The organism is Haloimpatiens lingqiaonensis, assembly GCF_901447495.1.
GTDB classification, from domain to species: Bacteria; Bacillota; Clostridia; order Clostridiales; family Clostridiaceae; genus Haloimpatiens; species Haloimpatiens lingqiaonensis.
Genome location: NZ_CABDWS010000003.1, coordinates 49,734 through 70,741 on the forward strand (window position 1 = coordinate 49,734; position 21,008 = coordinate 70,741).

Sequence of the window (21,008 nt, forward strand, 5' to 3'; positions counted from 1 at the left end):
ATTTAAATTTCTATTTACTATTCTTTACTATAACTTGATCTATTAAACCATAATTTTTAGCTTCTTCTGATGTCATAAAATAATCTCTCTCCACATCTTTCTTAATCTGTTCTAAAGATTGACCTGTTCTTTCACTTAAAATTTTGTTTAATTTCTCCTTTATTTGAAGAATTCTTTTTGCATGTATATCAATATCTGTGGCTTGACCTTGAAAACCACCAAGTGGCTGATGTATCATTATTTCACTATTTGGAAGAGCAAATCTTTTGCCCTTAGCTCCAGCAGTTAATAAAAATGCTCCCATAGAAGCTGCCATGCCTATACATATAGTGCTTACATCCGGCTTTATATACTGCATTGTATCATAAATAGCCATACCTGAAGTTATTGATCCACCTGGACTATTTATGTATAAAAATATATCCTTATCTGGATCTTCTGCTTCTAAAAATAATAATTGAGCCACTACTAAACTTGCAGTAGTGTCATTAACCTCTTCACCTAAGAATACTATTCTATCCTTTAACAATCTGGAGTAGATATCATAAGATCTCTCTCCTCTTCCTGTTTGTTCTACAACTACTGGTACTAAACTCATAATATTCCCTCCTTAAAACCCTAAAATTAATTGCCAGAAAAATTCTGGCAATTATGGTATACATTATATTATGCTACAGTTTTGCTATTTTTAACCAACATATCTATAACTTTTTCTGTAACTATCTCAGTTTTTAATAAACTCTTTTGTGCGTCCATTATTAATTTAGCAGTTTTTTCAATATCTTTTCCGCCATATTGTTTTGCCATTTCAATAGCTTTTGCTGATAATTCTTCTTCTGTTACTTCTACTTCTTCAACCTTTGCTATTTCATCTATTACTAAATTTGTTTTTACTCTCTTCTCAGCTGTTTCTTTCATGTAATCTCTAACTTTTTCCTCTGTGTTATCAGTATATTGATAATAAGTTTCTAAATCTAATCCTTGATATCTTAATCTCATCTCAAGATCTTGTAACATAACATCTGTTTCTTTATCTATCATAACTGATGGTATATCTATTTTAGCATTATCACATACTGCATTTATAACCGCTTCTTCAAATTCTCTTTTTGCTCTTAAATCATTAGCTTCTTCCATTTTCTTTCTTAAATCAGCCTTTAATTCTTCTAATGTATCAAATTCAGAAACTTCTTTTGCAAATTCATCATCTAATGCTGGTAGTTCTTTCTTTTGTATTTCATTTACTGTAACTTTGAAAGTAGCATCCTTACCATTTAATTCTTCTTTACCGTATTCTTCTGGGAATTTAACATTTACATCTTTTTCTTCGCCTTTTTTAGCTCCAATTAATTGTTCTTCAAAGTTATCTATAAATGTTCCTGAACCTATTTCTAGTTTATAATCTTTTCCTTCTCCACCTTCAAAAGCTTCCTCTCCTATGAAACCTTTAAAGTCTATAACAGCTATATCGCCTTTTTCAACTTCTCCATCTTCTTTTGTTTCGATTCTTGCATTTTTTTCTTGCATTGATTTTAATTCATTTTCAACTTCTTCATCTTTTACTTCATATTTAACTTCTTTAACTTCTACACCTTTATATTCTCCAAGTTCAACTTCTGGAGTTACTGTTACTGTAGCAGTGTATACAAAATCTTTTCCTGAACCTATTTCAACTATATCTACATTTGGATAGTCAACTGGTTTGATGTTGTTTTCTCCTATAGCCTTTGGATATGTATCATCACAACAGAAATTTATTGCATCTTCGTAAAGAACTCCTTCTCCATAATATTGTTTAACTATATGCATAGGCACTTTACCTTTTCTAAATCCAGGTACGTTGAATTTTTTAACATTCTTCTTATATGCTTTCTCTAGAGCTTTATTAAATTCTGTAGCTTCTACAGTTATCTCCAGTTTAACAACATTTTTTTCTATTTTTTCTACTTTAGTGTTCATTATTATATTCCTCCTACTCACCGTCAATGCTTATTTAACTTTAACATTATAACACACAATGTATAATTTTATCAAATTTTAAATTACTTATGGTAGATTTCTTACTAATATTCATTATATACTAAACTGTATATTTTTTTCAATTAAAATTCATTTATTTTCTATTTACTTTTTTAAATTCCTATATAATTACTCAATAATCTTGCCATCCGCTGTAATATAATAAACTTTGTCATCTATTTTTACTGCCAAACCTTTTTCATTTATATTTTCAAACTGTATATCACTTCCTTGCTTATTTTTAATATACCTATATTTATTTTCCCCAACCTTTCCATACCATATAAATTTATTGCCATTTGATTTTAGCCAAGGAAGTCTACTTATAAAAACAATATTCTCCTCATCCACAAATCTAGGGGAAGAACACCATAAATAATTTTCATCATTTTTTATTTTATTTTCTCTTGAAAAAACAGTTCCGTTTTTAGATACATACTGCTCCTTAGATATGTCCAATTCTTTTCCTTCGTCATTTACATAAAATATCTTTTGCGTTTTTTCATCATACACTAATAAAGATGTTTTAGATGGATTTAAATCACAATATATCTTACTATTATCTTTTTCATTAATTACATCTTTGTATATTTTTCTATTTCCATTTTCTTCATAGGAAATCTTCACATTTAAATTTTCATTTAAATTAACAGTTATATATTTTATTTTTTCTTCTTTTACTTGTGCCTTACTGCTATTATCTTTGCTTTTCTCTTCATTATTTATGGAAGTCTTATTGTTTGTATTTTGTGTTTCAGTTTTCTTATTTATCTTATTAACTATATTTAATTTTTTATTTTTAAATATAGTTATATACACTACTAATCCTATTACAAAAACTACAGCCACAATTATTACTAATAATTTCATTCTGCGCTTTTTAACAGCTTTTTCATAATTCTTACTAAATATACTTGGTTTCGCCACAACAAGTTTCCCTCCTTATTATAATTTGCACTATATATTATAACTCAAATTATAACTAATTAGTATTTCTTTTGCTAAATATTTAATAATTATTAATTATTTATGCTACTTTAAACCTCTGATTTTTATGCTGTTATATGTGTTTTTACATTCTGTTTTATAATCAATTTCATGATACATAACTGTTTTGAAACTTTAAAACAGAAGACAAAGCTTTATAAAACAGAATATATAAAATTACAAAATTATATTGATTTAATATATATAACTGTGATATAATCATGACATCAAGTTGGTTTCAATTAAAAAATATTAATAATACAGTTTGAATTTAAAAATTAACACACCGCAAAAATATTTTCTGTATTATAAAATAAATATTTCTGTTATATAAGGAGGAAACATTATGTTTAAACAATGGGAAGGATTTAATTTAGGCAACTGGGCTGAAGAAATAGACGTAAGGGACTTTATACAAAAAAATTATAAATGCTATGATGGAACTAAAGGGTTTTTAGTTGCTCCAACAGATAAAACTAAGAATGTTTGGGGAAAAGCATATGATCTTATATTAGAAGAAATAAAAAAAGGAATAATTGATGTGGAAACTTCAAAATTCTCAGGTATAGACAATTTTGAAGCTGGCTATTTAGATAAAGAAAATGAAGTTATTGTTGGTTTTCAAACAGATGCTCCATTAAAAAGAATAATGAACCCTTATGGCGGTATGAGAATGGTAGAACAATCCCTAACTCAATATGGATTTAAAATGCAAGAGGGTTTAGAAGAAAAATTTACTGAATATAGAAAAACTCATAACCAAGGGGTTTTCGATGCATACACTGATGAGACTAGAACTGCTAGATCTGTTGGTCTTTTAACTGGACTTCCTGATGCATATGGTAGAGGAAGAATAATAGGCGACTACAGAAGAATAGCTTTATATGGTATTGATTTTCTAGCAGAACAAAAGAAAAATGATTTAAAAGCTTTAAAAGGACCTGCTACAGAAGAATTTATAAGATCTAGAGAAGATATATCTGAACAAATAAGAGCTTTAGCTAAAATTAAAAACATGGCTTCTAAATACGGTATAGATATATCAAAACCTGCAAAAAATGCTAAAGAAGCAGTTCAATTCCTATACATTGGTTACTTAGCTGCTGTTAAAGAAAATAATGGTGCTGCTATGTCCCTTGGAAGAAACACAGCTTTCCTAGACATATATATAGAAAGAGACCTTCAAAATGGAATTATTACAGAAGCTGAAGCTCAAGAGCTTATAGACCAATTAGTTATTAAATTAAGATTGGTAAGACATTTAAGAACACCAGAATACAACGAGTTATTTGCAGGAGACCCTAACTGGATCACTGAATCTATTGGTGGTTTATCTTTAAACGGCCAGCACATGGTTACAAAAACTGCATATAGATTTTTACACACATTAACTAATTTAGGACCTGCACCAGAACCAAATATGACAATACTTTGGTCAGAAAAATTACCAGAAAACTTCAAAAAATATTGTGCAGAAATGTCTATAAAAACTGACTCTATTCAATATGAAAATGATGACCTTATGAGACTTATATATGGAGATGATTATGCTATAGCTTGCTGCGTATCTGCTATGCAAGTAGGTAAGCAAATGCAGTTCTTTGGTGCTAGAGCAAACCTTGCTAAATCACTTTTATATGCACTAAACGGTGGTAACGATGAAATTAAAAAAGCTAAAGATGGAAGTCTTATAAAAGTTGTTCCTGGTATAGAAACAATTACTGATGAAGTTTTAGACTATAAAAAAGTAAAAGAAAATTATTGGAAAGTTATAGAATATGTTGCTGAACTTTATGTAAATACTATGAATACTATTCACTTCATGCATGATAAATATGCTTATGAAGCTGGTCAAATGGCATTACATGATTCTAAAGTTCACAGATTTATGGCCTTTGGAGTAGCTGGATTATCTGTAGCAGCGGATTCATTAAGTGCTATAAAATATGCTAAAGTTAAACCTATAAGAAATGAAGATGGAATAACAGTTGATTTCCAAATTGAAGGTGACTTCCCTAAATACGGAAATGACGACGATAGAGTTGACGATATAGCTGTAGAATTAATCAAGAAGTTCTCTTCTGAACTTAAAAAGCATGAGACTTATAGAAATGCAGAGCATACTCTATCAGCTCTAACAATTACATCAAACGTAGTTTATGGTAAAAAGACAGGTTCTACTCCTGATGGAAGAAAAGCTGGAGAGCCTCTAGCACCTGGAGCTAACCCAATGCACGGAAGAGATGAGAATGGTGCTCTTGCTTCATTAAACTCAGTGGCAAAAATACCATACAGAGAATGGTGTCAAGATGGAATATCAAATACTTTCTCTATAATTCCAGATGCTTTAGGAAAAGATGAAGATTCAAGAATAAGCAATTTAGCCGCTTTACTTGATGGATATTTTGCAAGACATGCGTTCCACTTAAACGTAAATGTATTTAGAAGAGAAACTTTAATTGATGCTATGGAAAATCCAGAAAAATACCCAACACTTACAATAAGAGTTTCTGGATATGCTGTACACTTCAATAGATTAACTAAAGAGCAACAAAAGGAAGTTATAAGCAGAACTTTCCACGAAAGAATGTAATTTAAATAAATTATATCAATAATTAAAAATAAATTGTCTCCGGCACCATATATATTATTACCCTTTGGTGCTTGGGACATTTTTTATAATATGGAGGTCATTATGGTTAATGGAAAAATTCACTCTATAGAAAGCATGGGCTTAGTTGATGGCCCTGGTATTAGAACAGTAGTATTTCTACAAGGTTGCTGCCTTAGATGCTCTTTCTGTCATAACCCAGATACTTGGTGTATATCTGGTGGAACTGAAACTTCTTCTAGTGAGCTTATAGATAAACTAATAAGATTTAAATCCTACTACGATAAATCCAATGGAGGTGTTACATTTTCAGGTGGAGAACCTCTTTTGCAACCAAAGTTTTTATTAGAAATGCTAAAACTGTGCAAAGAAAGAGGAATTCACACTGCTATAGATACTGCCGGCCACGGATTAGGCAATTATGAAGAAATCCTTAAGTATACAGATTTAGTGCTACTAGATGTGAAACATATAGGAGAAAATAACTATATTAATTTAACTGGTCAAAACAATCATAAATTTTTAGAATTTCTAAAGGCTCTAAATAATTCTAATACAAAGGTATGGATTAGACACGTAGTAGTTCCTGGTATCACTGATTCCAAAGAGCATATACTTGAATTAGCTGAATTTATAAATAAAAATGTAAAAAACGTAGAAAAAATAGAGCTTCTTCCTTACCACAGTCTAGGAGCCGAAAAATATCATAAATTATCCATTGAATATCCTTTAGAACTTGTAGACGACATGGATAAGGATGTTTGTAATGAACTTCAAGACTTAATAAGAAGCAAATGCAGCCTGTAAAGATCATAAAATACATGGCAAGTTCTATAAGAAAAATCACACTTGAAATACATGAAAGTGTGATTTTTTGTTTCATTCATAAACTATTCTATTCTTTTAATCTCCACATTTTATTAGCCCTAGAAATTAACGCCTCTACACCAACTTTATGCTCTTCTATCATTTCAATAGCATGAGGATCATCCTTATTTATGTCTATAGGCTTCATATTCTTATCCACATAAATATTATATCCACCCTCATTTTCCTGTAATATTAGTCCATACTCATATCCGCCAGTTATACGTGGCCATATAATTAAAAGATCATTATTTTTATTATTAGTAACTGCTAAATTTCCTGTGTAATGTAGATAATCTGGTTTTTTTACACTATACGTATACCCATCCTCTTTTGTCATAGCATAAAAACCATATTCATTTTTAGGTACAGCTTTTACAAATTTATTATATTTTATAGTTGTTATTAAAAACCAACTAATATTTAAGGCTGCAAATATGGCTATAATAAATAAAATAATTTTTTTCCCATTTATTCTCTTCATAAATTCACCACTCTTTTTCCTTGTTTTTTTATATACTCATCATGTGTAACCAATACAATTGTTTTTCCTTGTGTATTTAATTCTTTTAAAATATTAATTACAGCTTCTGCATTTTTCCTATCAAGGGAACCCGTAGGCTCATCTGCCAGTATTACATCACATTTTTTAAGCATTAATCTAGCTATAGCTACCCTTTGCTGCTCTCCACCTGATAATGTATACACCTTTTTATTTAATTTATCTTCAAGACCAACAATTCTCAATGCCTCTTCCATTGATAAATTTGTCTTACAATCCTTACGAATAATTTTTAAATTTTCTTTAACAGTCTTATTATCAACCAATGCAAAATTTTGAAAAAGAAAACCTATTTTTTTCCTAAAATAATTTAAATGATTTCTTTTATTTTTAATATCAATACCATCAACAATTATTTCTCCACTATCAAATTTTTCAATTGCTCCAATCATGTTTAATAAAGTGGTCTTACCACAACCACTTGGTCCTCCTAATATAATAAATTCTCCATTCTCTATCTCTAAATTAAAATTCGAAAATACTATTTTATCATCAAATTTTTTATTTAAGTTTTTTATTTTAATCATAGATTCCCTCCTTTCAATATCTTTTGAATTTCACAATTTTCTACTTTCTGTATATTAAATATAATAATCAAAACTTCAAATATTAATATTACAACTCCACCCAAAGCTAAATAATAAGCTTTCTGAGTTTTCATTATTATATTTAAAATAATAGCTGTTAATATACTCATCGTAGTAGTTATAACCGTCATAATAATAATTTTTCTATTTTTTTCTAAAATACTGTATCCAACAATTTTCTTAATAGAAAGCTCAATAGCATTAATTTTATACTCCATTTTAATAATCCAGTTAATCACTATAATTTCTAAAAGTAAAACCAAAATGCTAAATACTAAATTAATATATAAAATTCTTTTAGCTATCTTCCACATATTTTCATACTTTTCTAATGCATTTATTTTATAGATATTTTGACCTACTAGATTATATTTCTCTAAAAATTTATTAAATTTATATATATCATCATTAGATGATATTTTATATATAACATCATCTAATTCATTTAGTGGTTCTCTATATTCATCATCATTTTCACTTTTGATTCTATGAACTTCCATATTATTGTAAATAATAACAGGATTTTTAATTAAATCACTTCCGTATACATTATCCTCATCTATTCCAACTATATGGATATTATCATCATAATATATAACTTCATACTTGTAATAAAAATCAGCATCTCCACCTGAATAATTTATACTCCCTTTTATTTTATCAATAATACGAGGATCATCTTTCATTTTACTAGGTAATATAAAATAGTATTCTTTATCTAAATTTAAATTATTAAGTTCAGTTATTTTTTTTTTAAATAATTTAAAGCATTTCTATTTGCATAAATAGATTTCATTTCAAAAAAATCAGAAATATCCTTTAAGGCAATTGAATTAAATTGGTTAAAAAATTCCGTATAAAATTTCCATTGTACAGCCATAGATTCATCTAATCTATCATCTATAGTTCCATCACTATTTCTAACTGGTTTATACAAAAATTCTATGTGGTAGTAATCCTTATGGTTTGTAAAAAAGTTTTTTTGTTTACAAAAACTATAAGACTCAAAAATAAACGCTATATTACTGGATATTATAAAAATTGTAACAATGGTTGTTATTAATTTTAAACCATAATTAATTGATAATAAATTTCTAGAGCTTTTTCCATTAGAGAAAGCCCCCTTTACATCATAAAAATATAAATTTAAATATAACAATCCATTGATAATAAGTAATGCACCAAATAATATAATTGAATTTTTGAAATTAAAAAAAACATAAGTATATCTAGATAAAATAAATACTATTAATAAAAAAGAAGCTATAAATACAAAAGAGTCTAAGAGGATATTTTGAATTATGATTTTACTTATTCTTTCACCCATAGTTATTTTAATGACATCTTCTTTTTTTTGTGAAATAGTATCATAAAAAGATAGTAATAAAATAATGCTAATGGAAAGTATCCATATAAAAATGGTATTCTTTTTTGACTCTTTATCCAGATAACCCTTTTTAGGATGATTTCCTGCATACTTATTAATTAAATCCATTTTAAATTTATGAACTTTTTCACCACTACCTATAACATAATATTCATTTTGATTTTTAATATCAGCTATATCTTGAATATTGCTAAACTTAAAATCAATACTTCCTAAAAAGAAGCTTGTATACTTCTTTTCAAATATATTCGAATTTTTATTTATAGATTTTTCTACTCCTGGAGTTCCATAAATATTATATTGAACAGAAGAGGTATTTACCCCTGAATTTATAAAAGTAAATACCTCAACTTCATTACAAGCTGCCGAATCAACTATATCCTTAATCATTTCTTCACTTTTTATACCATCTTGTAAATATAATGTAGTACTCCAATATTGAGTATAAAAATTGTCTAAATAAAAAATATGGCTTTCTCCTATAATTAAAAGAGCTATAAATATAATACAAAAACTAATAATATACTTAATCTTTTTCAAAAAAATTCCTCCATATTGTTAATTCTATAGATACACTAACATTCTTAACAGCTTCTTAATTACATTTCTATTTAAATAAAAATTAGTAAACAAAAAATTTTTACTATATCCTAACAGTTGTAGCTAAACCTAACATTATTAAAATAGTTAAAATGCTTATTACTTTTTTCATATTTCATCACCTCACTTTTAATATTTTCTTTAAATTTATAGTTCTATTAACCATAAATTTAAATAAGTTTATTTATATTTATATCTTAGCATTTTAATATCAATTATTCAACTATTATTGATATTTTTTCCAAAAACTCACTCACCAAACACACACTCCTATCTATTTTAGTAGTTTATTAGCTCAAATTTTAATTCATAAGTAACATTAGAACATTAAAATTAGGAATTAAAAAAATTTTAAAGTATAAAAAACTAAAAGCTTGAATGATTTCATTAAATAAAATCATTCAAGCTTTATGCATCTATTCATATTTTCTTCGTACAAATAAAAGGTTTTCCATAGCATAGTGAAGGAAAATCCACCACACCTAGCACTCTAGCCCACTGGCACACTAGCCCACTAAAAATTGTTACCCCGTAACAATTTTTATGTTCTCTTTTAATTTTTTCGCACTTATAAAGGGTTCTTCCGATGCCATTATATAAGACATTACCGCCACCCCATCAGCACCATTTTCTATTGCTTCTCTTGCATTTTCCGGATTTATGCCACCTAATGCTATTATGGGCATAGATACTTTACTTCTAACTTCTTTAATAAAATTAACCCCTTTAGGTTGTAGCCCCTTCTTGCAATCCGTTGGATAGATGTGGCTAACTAAAATATAATCTGCACCCTTTTCCTCACAAATCATAGCTTCTTCTACACTATGTACTGAAACACCTACAGAAATATTTTTAGGTTTTTTATCTAAGAAATCTTTAAATTTCATATGGTATCCATCTGCCTTTACTGCTTTTACTACACTGAGGTTCCCATTTATCATAAGTTTAACTTTTCTATAACCTATTACTTCTTTTATTTTTTTACCATAACTTATAAGCTCTTGCTCATTTAAATCTTTTTCCCTTAATATTATAGTATCAACTCCGCCTTTAATGCTCTCACTTATTACATGAAAGAAATTATGATTTTTTACAAGTTTTCTATTAGTTATTAAATATAATTTAGACATATGAAACAACCCCTTTCCCCAGTTACAACAAATAGCCTACTTTCTAATTTTAATCCTTATATAACTCAACTTTCGCAGTTATAAAATAAAAAATAAAGTTCTTTAAAGATTAGCTATAATTTGAAATTTGTAAGTTAAACCAAGCAAAAGGCAAAAAGTAAGAAGTAAGAGTAAAGGATAAAACTCAAGGAGTTTCATCCTTTAGCAATCCTTTTCACCTAATAAAATTCTAATTATCATATTTGCTTGATGATTTGCCGCAATGGCAGTTCTTGGCGCCATAAGTCCACAGCCTATCTTTGCTTCAGATTCCAAATCTCCTACCATGTAGAAATTTTTCATAACTTTTTTTGTCTTTATTAAATTGGAACTAAAATAACCTGCCATGCCTGAGGCTGCCACAACAGTTTTTCCACCGTGCAAAAGCATAGTATTAACTATTTCTGCCTTACTAATGGGATTATCCAACGCTTCTGCTACAATGCTTACATCGTCAAAGCATTTAACTACATTATCCTTATTTAAATATAACTCCTTGGTTACAACTTCTACAAAGGGATTTATATGGCTTATTATATCTTTTATGGCTTGAGTTTTCTTCATCCCAATGTGTTCTATAAAATACTGCTGCCTGTTTAAATTACTAGGTTCCACCACATCAAAATCCACTAAGGTAAGCTTTCCAATACCCATTCTTGCTAAGGATACCGCTATGTTAGATCCTAATCCACCAAGCCCAGCTATACCAACAGATGCTTTTTTAATTTTTTCATGCACTCCAGGAGTATGTCTGGAAGTTAATAAATATTCAATTTCTTCTTTATCTGGCATATGACCTTTATTTATAAAAAACAGATTATCTCCTTCTTTTAGCTCATGATCCTTCTCTAAGGGGAAACCATTTAAAATACATATATCTCCCTTATAATTAAATATCTTTTTTGCTTCAAAAGCTGTAATCTTCTCATGAACTTCAAATTTCTTTCCATTAAAAAAAATTTTCATTTTAACCCCCACCTACAAAAGCTAGAATTTTACATATATATCATAACACTTTTCTTTATTTATATAAATAAAATCATGGTAAATGTTGAATTATAATAGATAGCTTTGATATAATTGCATTTGCATATATTATATGAAAAGGGATGATATAATGAATAAATCAAGTATAAATAAATTAAAACTTTTCTTCATGGGATTAGAAAGTAGATTTGAAGAAAATTCTTCTATATTTAAAGAAATAAATACAAAATTCAAAACCGGTTTAAAAGAATTTAAGGGCCTAGGAATTTATAAAGACAATAAAATTCAATATAATTTTAACGGAATAACAAAACTTGAAAGTTTAAATGAAATTTTGCAAAACATATGTATAGATGCTGAAAGCTATGAAACTTTAGAATTTATATATAGTGAAAGAGGCACAAATATACTTATATCTGCTGACAATAAAAATGTAACCATGAAAAATATAGAAGTTAAGGAATCTTCTAAAGAAGCAGATGCTAAATCTAAGACTTCTAAAAAAGAAGCCTGCTTAGAGCATCATGGTTTCGAAGGCACCTCAACACTTTTAAATAGGGATTATTATATAAAAGTTGGAAAAGCAGACAGCCTATTAAAAGAAATAAATATAATGACAAAAGACGGAAAAATTAAAAATGACAAAATAAGAAAATACAATCAAATAGATCACTATGTTGAACTTTTAGATAATATATTTGATAAACTAGATAAAAATAATAAAAAAGGTATTACTATACTGGATTGTGGCTGCGGTAAATCTTATTTATCCTTTGTATTAAATTATTATTTAACTGAAGTAAAAAAATTCAAATGCCATTTCATAGGCCTTGATTATTCTAAAAATGTAATAGAATCTTCTAAAAAAATGGCTGATAATTTAGGCTATAGAAATATGGAATTCCATGCTATTGATATAAAAGACTATGTACCAGATAAAAAAATAAATGTAGTACTATCTCTTCATGCTTGTGACACCGCTACAGACATGGCATTAGCTTTAGGCATTAGGGTAAATTCGGATGTAATAATAGCTGTACCTTGCTGTCACAGGGAGCTTTTAAATCAATATTCCTATGAGCCTTTTAAAAACATAACTAAATATGGAGTTTTAAAAGCTAGAATGGCAGACATATTAACCGACGGCATGAGAGGCACCATGCTGGAAGCCAAAGGCTATGATGTTTCTATAGTAGAATACATATCACCTCTGGAAACTCCTAAAAATTTGATGATAAGAGCTATAAAAACAAAAGAGGAAAATCCTAAAGCCATGGATGAGTATTTAAAATTAATGGCTGATTTAAATGTATACCCTGCACTTTATAAATTTCTTAGCCAATGGGAATAAGTAAATATATATTGTTAAGTAAGTGCCCTAGGAAAAAGCTGCATTTAATTCCGTGATAAAATTGAAATTTTCGACTGTGAACAGTACGCTAAGAACTTCTAAATGTTTTGAAATTTAAATCCCCTAAAGCCTTCAAACTTGCTCGTACCTCACTCAAACAATGAAGGCTTCTTAACGGAGCTTTAAATTTCAAAACAAAGAAGTTCTAAAGCTAATTCAATAGTCGAAAATTTCAATTTTATCACTCCATTAAATGCAGCTTTTTCAGTTACAGAATACTTTAATTAAATAAATGTATTAGTAAAACAAGCTATAATTATTTAAGTAAATGGAGTAGTTGTAGTTTTTCTTTTTAGGGGCTTAAAAATTTTTTTATTGGCGGCAGCCAGTCTAAATACGTAGATATGATTAGTATTTATATATAAGAATATATATTTTTAATTGTTGGGTGAATAGGAACTTGTAGATAAGTAATAGTGAAAAAGTAAGAACTACTAGGTAAAAAGTCAAACGTTTAGCACTTAAAAAGTGTTTTGGGCGTAAGCCCGCTGAGTGTAGGTGAAAGTGTAGCTATTTTGCGCCCTATCGTTATGCGGGTTTACCAGCCCTTTAAGCAAGAGCTCTTGAGAAAATTAAGCTTTGCTGATACTTTTTACTTTTCACAAATTAATTATAAAAAACTCTTTGAGTTTTATTCTTAACTCTTACTTCTTACTTTTTACCTCTTACTTATTTTTCACCTTTTCTCCCCTACAAACTAAGATTTATACAAACAACTGCCTTACGGCAAACTGAATTGAATTTTAGTTATTATTTTATTTTGATAAGTATCATATAACTTTTCGAAAGGCTACGCCTAAAAAATATTATGAGCCCTTTGCTATTTATAAATCAAAGATTTTCCATAGCAAAGTGGCGGAAAATCATCCTTTAGTAAACCGTCCTCTCTCCATAACGATATATGCATGACCTGAAAAATCTGATTTTAAGGAAACAATAAATATATTTTTTTAGACTATTGAGCTAGCTTTAGAAATTCTTTGTTTTCAAAATTGAATACCCGTTAAGAAGCTTTCATTGTTTGAATGAGGAACGAGTGAGTTTGAAAGCTTTAGGGTATTCAATTTTGAAAACATTAGAATTTCTTAGTGTACTGCGAACAGTCTAAAAAAATATATTTATTGTGGACTTAAAATCAGATTTTTCCTATGCCATTACGTTACAAGTTCTTCAAGGCAGCTACATAAAATTATTGGTTTATTATAGTGTAGTATTCTCTTAACGTCCTCTATTGCAGTGGTATTAGGATTTACCCATATTAATTTTTCAAGCTCCCTGCCTTGAAAACTTTCTAGCAATAATTTTTTTATAGAAAAATCAGTTATAGGAAAAGAATATCCTATTATCACCAACTCTTTACAGCTTTTTAATTTATCCTTAGCTTTTTTCCATATGCTATGTATAAGCTTTTGCCTATAGTCTTTATAAAGTACAGGTGGAATAATTAATGGATCCATTATACCCTTATCCGTATAAATTTCATTATCCTCCCACCAGCATTTATTAGTTAAAATAACCTTACCAGAACCCTCTATGCTAATTTTTTTATCGTCCTTCAATTCTATATAATTTACCCAATTTAATGAGCCATGCAGCTTTAAAATTTCAAAATTCTTTAAGCTTTCATTATTGACTTTATCTTTTATATTGATAAAATTGTATTCTTCCTCCATTTTTACTTCATCAAAACACACACCATAACATTGACTATTTTGAGCAGAAACTCCCGTGGCATATTCAATAGCATTCTCTAAATTACAATCATAGTTAAATGTAATAACGCTCTCTCCATTTTCACAAATCCTTTTAGCAAAAGCAACCATAGCTGAAGATTCTTTAGCAAACTTTTGAAATGGATATAAATTTTCTATAAACATAACCTTAAATAATGAATTTATTTTAATTAATTCATAGGCATCTAAGTATCTTTTCTCGTCCAAAGCTTCTAATATTTGCAGTTGTAAAAGTGTAAAACATTCTCCTATATCGAAATGAGTTTCACTTAAGATCTCTGGATTCAGTCTCCAATACTTTTCTATATAGCAAAATACCGCTGAAAATTTATTAATGTAATATTCCTTAACACATTTATCATTTTTAAATAAGGTGCTGAAAAAACTTTTGGATAAAGGTGGACTCATTCCATCTTCTCCTTTTATACATTTATTTATTCCAGCTCCTATTAAATAAACAGTATCTTCTCTCATAATTATCACCTATAAATAACCCTTTATTTGTTTAATTATTTAATTATTTAACCTTTTATTTTATAGCACATTTCTTTAAATATTTTTTGAATATCTAATTTTTCAAAACCAACTTAACTCATTGTGATTTTTTATTAATAATAGTTTTTAAATATTTCATGTCTCCTATTAGTTTTAACCAAAGCTTTTAATCCTATGAAATCCTTTAACTAAAATTTCTTAACTAAAATCTCTTAATTTATTTTGTCCCATTTTGCAAAAAATACAAAAGCTCTATAACAATCAAATTATTATAGAGCTTTCATTAACTATTTTTATTGTATATAAATATATATTTGAGCTAAATAGTATTAGCGAACCACTACTTACTTTGTTGAAGTGGTAGCTTACTTTAATCCTTCCTAATCACAAGGGAATTTCGCACAATTAGATTAAAGTTTGTGTATTTTTTCTCTATTGTTTTTAACTTCTTTAGTTGCATTTCTTGTATCGTAAAGAAGTGCTGCTTCTTCAACTATTCTTTCATAATCATAATCAGTATGATCTGTAGTTATTAAAACTATATCAGCAGTTTTTATAGCCTCTTCCCAATTTACTGAAGTATATTCTTTTCCTGCATGTTTAAAGTTTGGAACATATGGGTCATTGTATATAACATCTGCACCATTTTTCTCTAAATGCTCTATTACTTTTAATGCTGGAGATTCTCTCATGTCATCTATGTCCTTCTTATAAGCTACTCCCATTAAAAGTACCTTTGCACCATTTAATGCTTTCTTATGGCCATTTAATAATCTCATAGCATTGTCTACTACAAATTCTGGCATAAAGTCGTTTATTTCTCCTGCTGTTTCTATAAGTCTTGTATGATAGTCATACTCTCTAGCTTTATATGTTAAGTAGAATGGATCTAGTGGTATGCAGTGTCCACCTAGTCCTGGACCTGGGTAAAATGCCATAAATCCATAAGGCTTAGTCTTAGCTGCTTCTATTACTTCCCATATATCAATGCCCATTTTCTTGCATAATATTGCCATTTCATTTGCAAGTCCTATGTTTATATGTCTAAATGTATTTTCTAGTATTTTCTCCATTTCTGCTACAGCTGGAGATGATACTTCAAATACTTCTCCTTCTAATACACTTCTATACAAAGTAGCTGCTACTTTTGTACATTCTTCTGTGCATCCACCTACTACCTTTGGAGTGTTTTTAGTTTTAAATAATTTATTACCTGGGTCAACTCTCTCTGGTGAGAATGCTAGGAAGAAATCTTCTCCACATTTCAATCCTGATTGTTCTAATATTGGTTTAACTATTTCTTCAGTAGTTCCTGGATATGTAGTGCTTTCAAGTACTACAAGCATTCCTCTATGAAGATATTTTGCTATATCTCTTGTAGAACTTTCTACATAAGATACATCTGGTTGCTTAAATTTATCTAATGGTGTTGGAACTGCTATAGCAACACAATCCACTTCTTTTACAAAAGAAAAATCTGTTGTAGCTTTAAGTTTTCCAGATTTAACTAAGTCAGCTAATTCCTCATCTATTATATCTCCTATATAGTTATGTCCTTTATTTACAAGCTCTACCTTTTGATCTTGAACATCAAATCCTATTACATTATATCCAGCTTTAGCTTTTTCTACTGCTAGTGGAAGTCCTACATAACCAAGTCCAACTACACCTACTGTAGCTGTTTTATTGCTAATTTTTTCTATTAACTTTTCTGCTAATGGATTCATTCTAATTCTCCCTCTCTTTTGATAAAAATTTAACAACACTATTTTATTATACTAACCTAGTCTTTTCAAGTAAATACCTTATATAGAATTATTAACACTAAAATTAATACATAGCTTTCAAACTATTTTTTATAGAAATTCAATATTGTATCACAAACAAATTCTACTTCTTCTCTAGTTATCTCTGGATAAATAGGAAGTGCTAATATCTTTTCGCAAGTTCTCTCTGCTACTGGGAAATCGCCTTTCTTATATCCTAAGTAGCTGAAACATTCTTGAAGATGTAGTGGTACTGGATAGTATATGCTGTATCCTATTTCATTTTCCTTTAAGTATGCTGCAAGTTCGTCTCTTCTCTCTGCTAATATATTAAATACATAGTAAACCCCTTGTTGAGCTCCCTTTATTTTAGGAATATTTATATATTCACACTGTCCTAGTCTTTCCATGTACAATTTAGCTATTTCTTCTCTTTTCTTTATAGCTTCATTCATATATTTTAACTTAACGCCTAATACAGCTGCTTGAATTGTATCTAATCTTGAATTATATCCAATATAGTCATAGTGATATTTTTTAGAAGCTCCATGAACTCTTAGCTTTCTTGCCATTTCTGCAAGTTCATCATTATTAGTAACTATCATTCCTCCGTCACCATAGCCACCTAATGTTTTAGTTGGGAAGAATGAAAATATCCCCATATCACCTATAGTTCCTGAGTGTCTATAAGTTTCTCCATTTCCTTTCCATCTCATACCAAAAGCTTCTGCTGCATCTTCTAAAACCCTTATATTATATTTATTTGCTATTTCCATTATCTTATCCATATCAGCCATTTGTGAAAATAAATGGATTGGAAGTATTCCTGCAGTATTTTCATTTATTTTTTCTTCAATTTTATTTATATCTATATCAAAAGTTTCTTCATCTATGTCTACAAAAACTGGTTTTGCTTTATGCTTAGCTATACAAGAAGTAGATGCTAAAAATGTGAAAGGTGAAGTTATAACTTCCTTTCCATCTTTAAATCCTAATATATCTGATGCTATAACCAATGCATCTGTACCTGATGCCACTCCTATAGCATGCTTAGCTCCTGTAAACTCTTCTATAGCCTTTTCAAACTCCTTAACTTCTGGTCCTAAAGTAGATATTCCTCTTTCTATTACATTTTTAATAGCAGCATCAAATTCTGCTTTCTTTTCTTCATATTCTCTTTTTGAAGTATAAAAATTAACTTTCATTTAAAATTGCCTCCCTTTTTAACTGATAATTCATATTCCCTTAATTACTTTTAAACTAAACTACTTATTATCTATTTTATAAACTTTTCAACACTCTTTATTAATTCCTCTACCAAGTATTTAGCATCTTCTAAATCCAATGTAGAATACACTGGTAAAGATATTTCATTCACATATTGATTATATGCATTTGGATAGTCTTCCATTTTATATCCTAAATTTTTGTAAAGACTTAAAAGTGGCAATGGCATATAATGAACATTAGTAGCTATGCCCTTTTCTGCCATATCAATAATTACATTGTTTCTCATTTCTTCTGTAAATCCTTTTAATCTCAGTAAAAACAAGTGGTATGATGTTTCACATATATCATCTTTCTTAAATGGCACTTCAGCCCACTTCTTATCTTTTAAATTTTCAATATATGTATCAAATATTTGCTCTCTTATTTGAAGCATTTTTTCATATCTTTCTAGCTGACCTAAGCCTATTGCTGCATTTAAATCTGTCATATTACACTTAAATCCATCAGTTACTATGTCATACTTCCATGCTCCAGCCTTCATCTTTGATAAAGCATCTTTAGTTTGGCCATGAAGAGAGTTTGTCTTAAATTCCTTTTTCAAATCCTCTCTTCCAGATTTATTATTAAATGTAATAGCTCCACCTTCTACGGTAGTTAAATTCTTTACTGCATGAAAAGAGAATACGTGAAAATCTGCTTGACTTCCAACTCTTTTGCCCTTATATTTTCCACCTAAAGAGTGAGCTGAATCAGATATAAATATAATATCTTCTCTTCCTTTTTCCTTAAGTATTTCTCTTATTCTATGGTAATCTATAGGTACTCCTGCCACATCTACAGTTATTATAGCCTTAGTTTTTGGTGTTATAGCTTTAGCTAATTTTTCTTCATCAATTAAAAAACTTTCTGGTTTAACATCTACAAAAACTGGCTTTGCACCTCTATGAAGTATAACACTAGCAGTAGCCGTATAAGTATATGCTGTAGTAATAACTTCATCTCCTTCTTTTATGTCAAAGCTCTTTAGTATAAGCTCCATACCAGCTGTAGCACTAGAAAGAGTTACTGCATTATCACACTGACAAAACTCTTGAAGTTTTTCTTCAAACTCTGCTGTTTTAGGTCCTGTAGTTATCCAACCTGATTTTAAAACCTCTACTACTAAATCTATTTCTCTTTGTGTTATATCCGGTGGTGAAAAAGGTATATTTTTCATATTCTTTCTTCCTTCCTTCATTGGTATTTTTAATAAATCAATACTTTAAAATCTAATATATAATTATCTAGTTATCTTTTTTAATAAAATTCTTGTTTTCTCGCTGTAAACAAACCCGTATCCTTGGAAATATGAATACCGTTTTCCTCTTTAATTTTTTTATTTAAAAATTCTCTAAGTTCTTGTATCTTATCCTCATCAAACTGTTCTCTTACATTGCCTGGCATAGAAAATATATAATCTATAAGTGGTTCTGCTTTAGTTATATTTAAGCTATCTTCATATCTTTCTATGTTAATATCCTTAAACCACTTTTCCATTACATCTTTACCATTTTCTAATTGAAACTTGGATGTATTATCCCAACTTTTTGAGTTTATATCCTTTGATCCAAATTGGAACATTAAATTTCTCATTTCTACCATGTGATTTTTACCCACAGTAGATGCATAAAAGTACCCATTCTTATTCAATACCCTATGAATTTCACTAAGAGCTCTATCTATATCATCTACATGATAAAGCATATGGTTAGCTATAACCACATGGAAAGTTTCATTCTCAAAAGGTATATCTTGCACATCAACTATTTTAAACTTAAATCTACTGGCTTTTTCCTTTAAGTTCATTTTAGCATCATAAAGCATTCCCTTTGAAAAATCAGTAAGAGTTATATCCCACTCTTTAGGTATTCTATCCATATTTTTAAACCATAAACTAGCATCTCCACACCCAAGTTCAAGTATTTTTAAATTTTTAGGTATGTTAGATATATTTAATAGTCTATCAAAATACCATCTCATCCATCCATATTTATTTGCACTAAGTTCATCATGTATTCTTATTCTTGCTCTCAAATTTGATGCATTTTGGTATTGTGCTAATAATTTATTATCCATATTCAATACATTTATTATATTAGCAAAGTTTTCCCAGTTTATTTCTTCATTTTTGTTTAACATTTCTAATGTATCATCTATAGCTCTCATTACCATCTTGGTATGTTGAATTTTTCTATCTACTATTTCCTTTTGTATCTCTAAAGATTTTTTAAAGTCCTCTTCATTTACATCAAAAACAGATATTTTCTTTATCTCATCTAAGGAAAACCCTATAAATTTTAAAGTCAATATCTTTTGAAGTTTAGCAAAATCATGTTTATCATAAAACCTTTGACCCTTTTGATTATACTTAGAAGGCTTTAAAAGTCCTATATTATCGTAGTATCTTAAAGTTCTTAGGGTTGTTCCCGCTTTTTTGGCAAAATCCCCTATACTTATGAGCTGGCTACCATCTTGTTTCATATTTACCACCTCTTTTTAAACATTATACTACATTACGTTACGTCACCGTCAACAACTTTTTATAAAATAATTATGTA

At 28.7% G+C, this 21,008-nt stretch carries 17 protein-coding genes; 3 read left to right on the forward strand and 14 right to left on the reverse strand.

Annotated features, from left to right (window positions below; translation table 11 throughout):
- Positions 1 to 10: 10 nt before the first annotated feature.
- From clpP to FGK85_RS01260, 3 genes are all read right to left on the reverse strand, one after another.
- A complete protein-coding gene (gene clpP, locus FGK85_RS01250; protein WP_138202993.1) occupies positions 11 to 598 on the reverse strand; it encodes an ATP-dependent Clp endopeptidase proteolytic subunit ClpP in 588 nt (195 codons plus the stop codon).
- 68 nt (positions 599 to 666) lie between these two features.
- Positions 667 to 1,959, reverse strand: a complete 1,293-nt coding sequence (tig, locus tag FGK85_RS01255; RefSeq protein ID WP_138202995.1) for a trigger factor — start codon at positions 1,957 to 1,959, stop codon at positions 667 to 669.
- Positions 1,960 to 2,148: 189 nt separating this feature from the next.
- Complete coding sequence (locus FGK85_RS01260) at positions 2,149 to 2,946, reverse strand: hypothetical protein (protein WP_138202997.1); 798 nt, start codon at positions 2,944 to 2,946, stop codon at positions 2,149 to 2,151.
- A 406-nt stretch (positions 2,947 to 3,352) separates the two neighbouring features.
- On the opposite strand from FGK85_RS01260, the gene pflB reads away from it, so the two are divergent.
- Together pflB and pflA are read left to right on the forward strand one after the other, a co-directional pair.
- Positions 3,353 to 5,599, forward strand: a complete 2,247-nt coding sequence (pflB, locus tag FGK85_RS01265) for a formate C-acetyltransferase (protein ID WP_138202999.1) — start codon at positions 3,353 to 3,355, stop codon at positions 5,597 to 5,599.
- 102 nt (positions 5,600 to 5,701) lie between these two features.
- Complete coding sequence (pflA, locus tag FGK85_RS01270) at positions 5,702 to 6,424, forward strand: pyruvate formate-lyase-activating protein (RefSeq protein ID WP_138203001.1); 723 nt, start codon at positions 5,702 to 5,704, stop codon at positions 6,422 to 6,424.
- A gap of 88 nt (positions 6,425 to 6,512) precedes the next feature.
- Here the strand turns inward: pflA and FGK85_RS01275 are convergent, their stop codons facing one another.
- The 6 genes from FGK85_RS01275 to thiF all read right to left on the reverse strand — a co-directional run bounded on the left by FGK85_RS01275 (position 6,513) and on the right by thiF (position 11,755).
- Complete coding sequence (locus FGK85_RS01275) at positions 6,513 to 6,968, reverse strand: hypothetical protein (protein WP_138203003.1); 456 nt, start codon at positions 6,966 to 6,968, stop codon at positions 6,513 to 6,515.
- Positions 6,965 to 7,573 carry an ABC transporter ATP-binding protein gene (locus FGK85_RS01280; protein ID WP_138203005.1) on the reverse strand — a complete coding sequence of 203 codons (609 nt, stop codon included), beginning with the start codon at positions 7,571 to 7,573 and terminating at the stop codon, positions 6,965 to 6,967. The genes FGK85_RS01275 and FGK85_RS01280 overlap by 4 nt, the downstream gene beginning before the upstream one ends.
- On the reverse strand, positions 7,570 to 8,319 hold the full coding sequence (locus FGK85_RS15525) for a DUF1430 domain-containing protein (protein WP_243122771.1): 750 nt from the start codon (positions 8,317 to 8,319) through the stop codon (positions 7,570 to 7,572). Before FGK85_RS15525 ends, FGK85_RS01280 begins: the two co-directional genes overlap by 4 nt.
- Before the next feature lie 56 nt (positions 8,320 to 8,375).
- Positions 8,376 to 9,560 carry a hypothetical protein gene (locus FGK85_RS15530; protein WP_243122772.1) on the reverse strand — a complete coding sequence of 395 codons (1,185 nt, stop codon included), beginning with the start codon at positions 9,558 to 9,560 and terminating at the stop codon, positions 8,376 to 8,378.
- Between the two features lie 584 nt (positions 9,561 to 10,144).
- On the reverse strand, positions 10,145 to 10,750 hold the full coding sequence (locus FGK85_RS01290) for a thiamine phosphate synthase (RefSeq protein WP_138203007.1): 606 nt from the start codon (positions 10,748 to 10,750) through the stop codon (positions 10,145 to 10,147).
- A gap of 201 nt (positions 10,751 to 10,951) precedes the next feature.
- On the reverse strand, positions 10,952 to 11,755 hold the full coding sequence (gene thiF / locus FGK85_RS01295) for a sulfur carrier protein ThiS adenylyltransferase ThiF (protein WP_138203009.1): 804 nt from the start codon (positions 11,753 to 11,755) through the stop codon (positions 10,952 to 10,954).
- Positions 11,756 to 11,906: 151 nt separating this feature from the next.
- On the opposite strand from thiF, the gene FGK85_RS01300 reads away from it, so the two are divergent.
- Positions 11,907 to 13,127 carry a class I SAM-dependent methyltransferase gene (locus FGK85_RS01300; RefSeq protein WP_138203044.1) on the forward strand — a complete coding sequence of 407 codons (1,221 nt, stop codon included), beginning with the start codon at positions 11,907 to 11,909 and terminating at the stop codon, positions 13,125 to 13,127.
- A gap of 1,214 nt (positions 13,128 to 14,341) precedes the next feature.
- Here the strand turns inward: FGK85_RS01300 and FGK85_RS01305 are convergent.
- The 5 genes from FGK85_RS01305 to FGK85_RS01325 all read right to left on the reverse strand — a co-directional run bounded on the left by FGK85_RS01305 (position 14,342) and on the right by FGK85_RS01325 (position 20,931).
- Entirely contained in the window at positions 14,342 to 15,394 is a 1,053-nt protein-coding gene (locus FGK85_RS01305; protein ID WP_138203011.1) for an SIR2 family protein, read from the reverse strand.
- A 431-nt stretch (positions 15,395 to 15,825) separates the two neighbouring features.
- The gene (locus FGK85_RS01310; protein WP_138203012.1) at positions 15,826 to 17,142 is read right to left on the reverse strand and encodes a nucleotide sugar dehydrogenase; all 1,317 of its coding nucleotides are present in this window, start codon (positions 17,140 to 17,142) and stop codon (positions 15,826 to 15,828) included.
- Between the two features lie 122 nt (positions 17,143 to 17,264).
- Positions 17,265 to 18,386 carry a DegT/DnrJ/EryC1/StrS family aminotransferase gene (locus tag FGK85_RS01315; protein ID WP_138203014.1) on the reverse strand — a complete coding sequence of 374 codons (1,122 nt, stop codon included), beginning with the start codon at positions 18,384 to 18,386 and terminating at the stop codon, positions 17,265 to 17,267.
- A 71-nt stretch (positions 18,387 to 18,457) separates the two neighbouring features.
- A complete protein-coding gene (locus FGK85_RS01320) occupies positions 18,458 to 19,627 on the reverse strand; it encodes a DegT/DnrJ/EryC1/StrS family aminotransferase (RefSeq protein WP_138203016.1) in 1,170 nt (389 codons plus the stop codon).
- Positions 19,628 to 19,707: 80 nt separating this feature from the next.
- Positions 19,708 to 20,931: a MerR family transcriptional regulator gene (locus tag FGK85_RS01325; RefSeq protein ID WP_138203018.1), complete on the reverse strand. Its 1,224-nt coding sequence runs from the start codon at positions 20,929 to 20,931 to the stop codon at positions 19,708 to 19,710.
- Positions 20,932 to 21,008 lie beyond the last annotated feature (77 nt).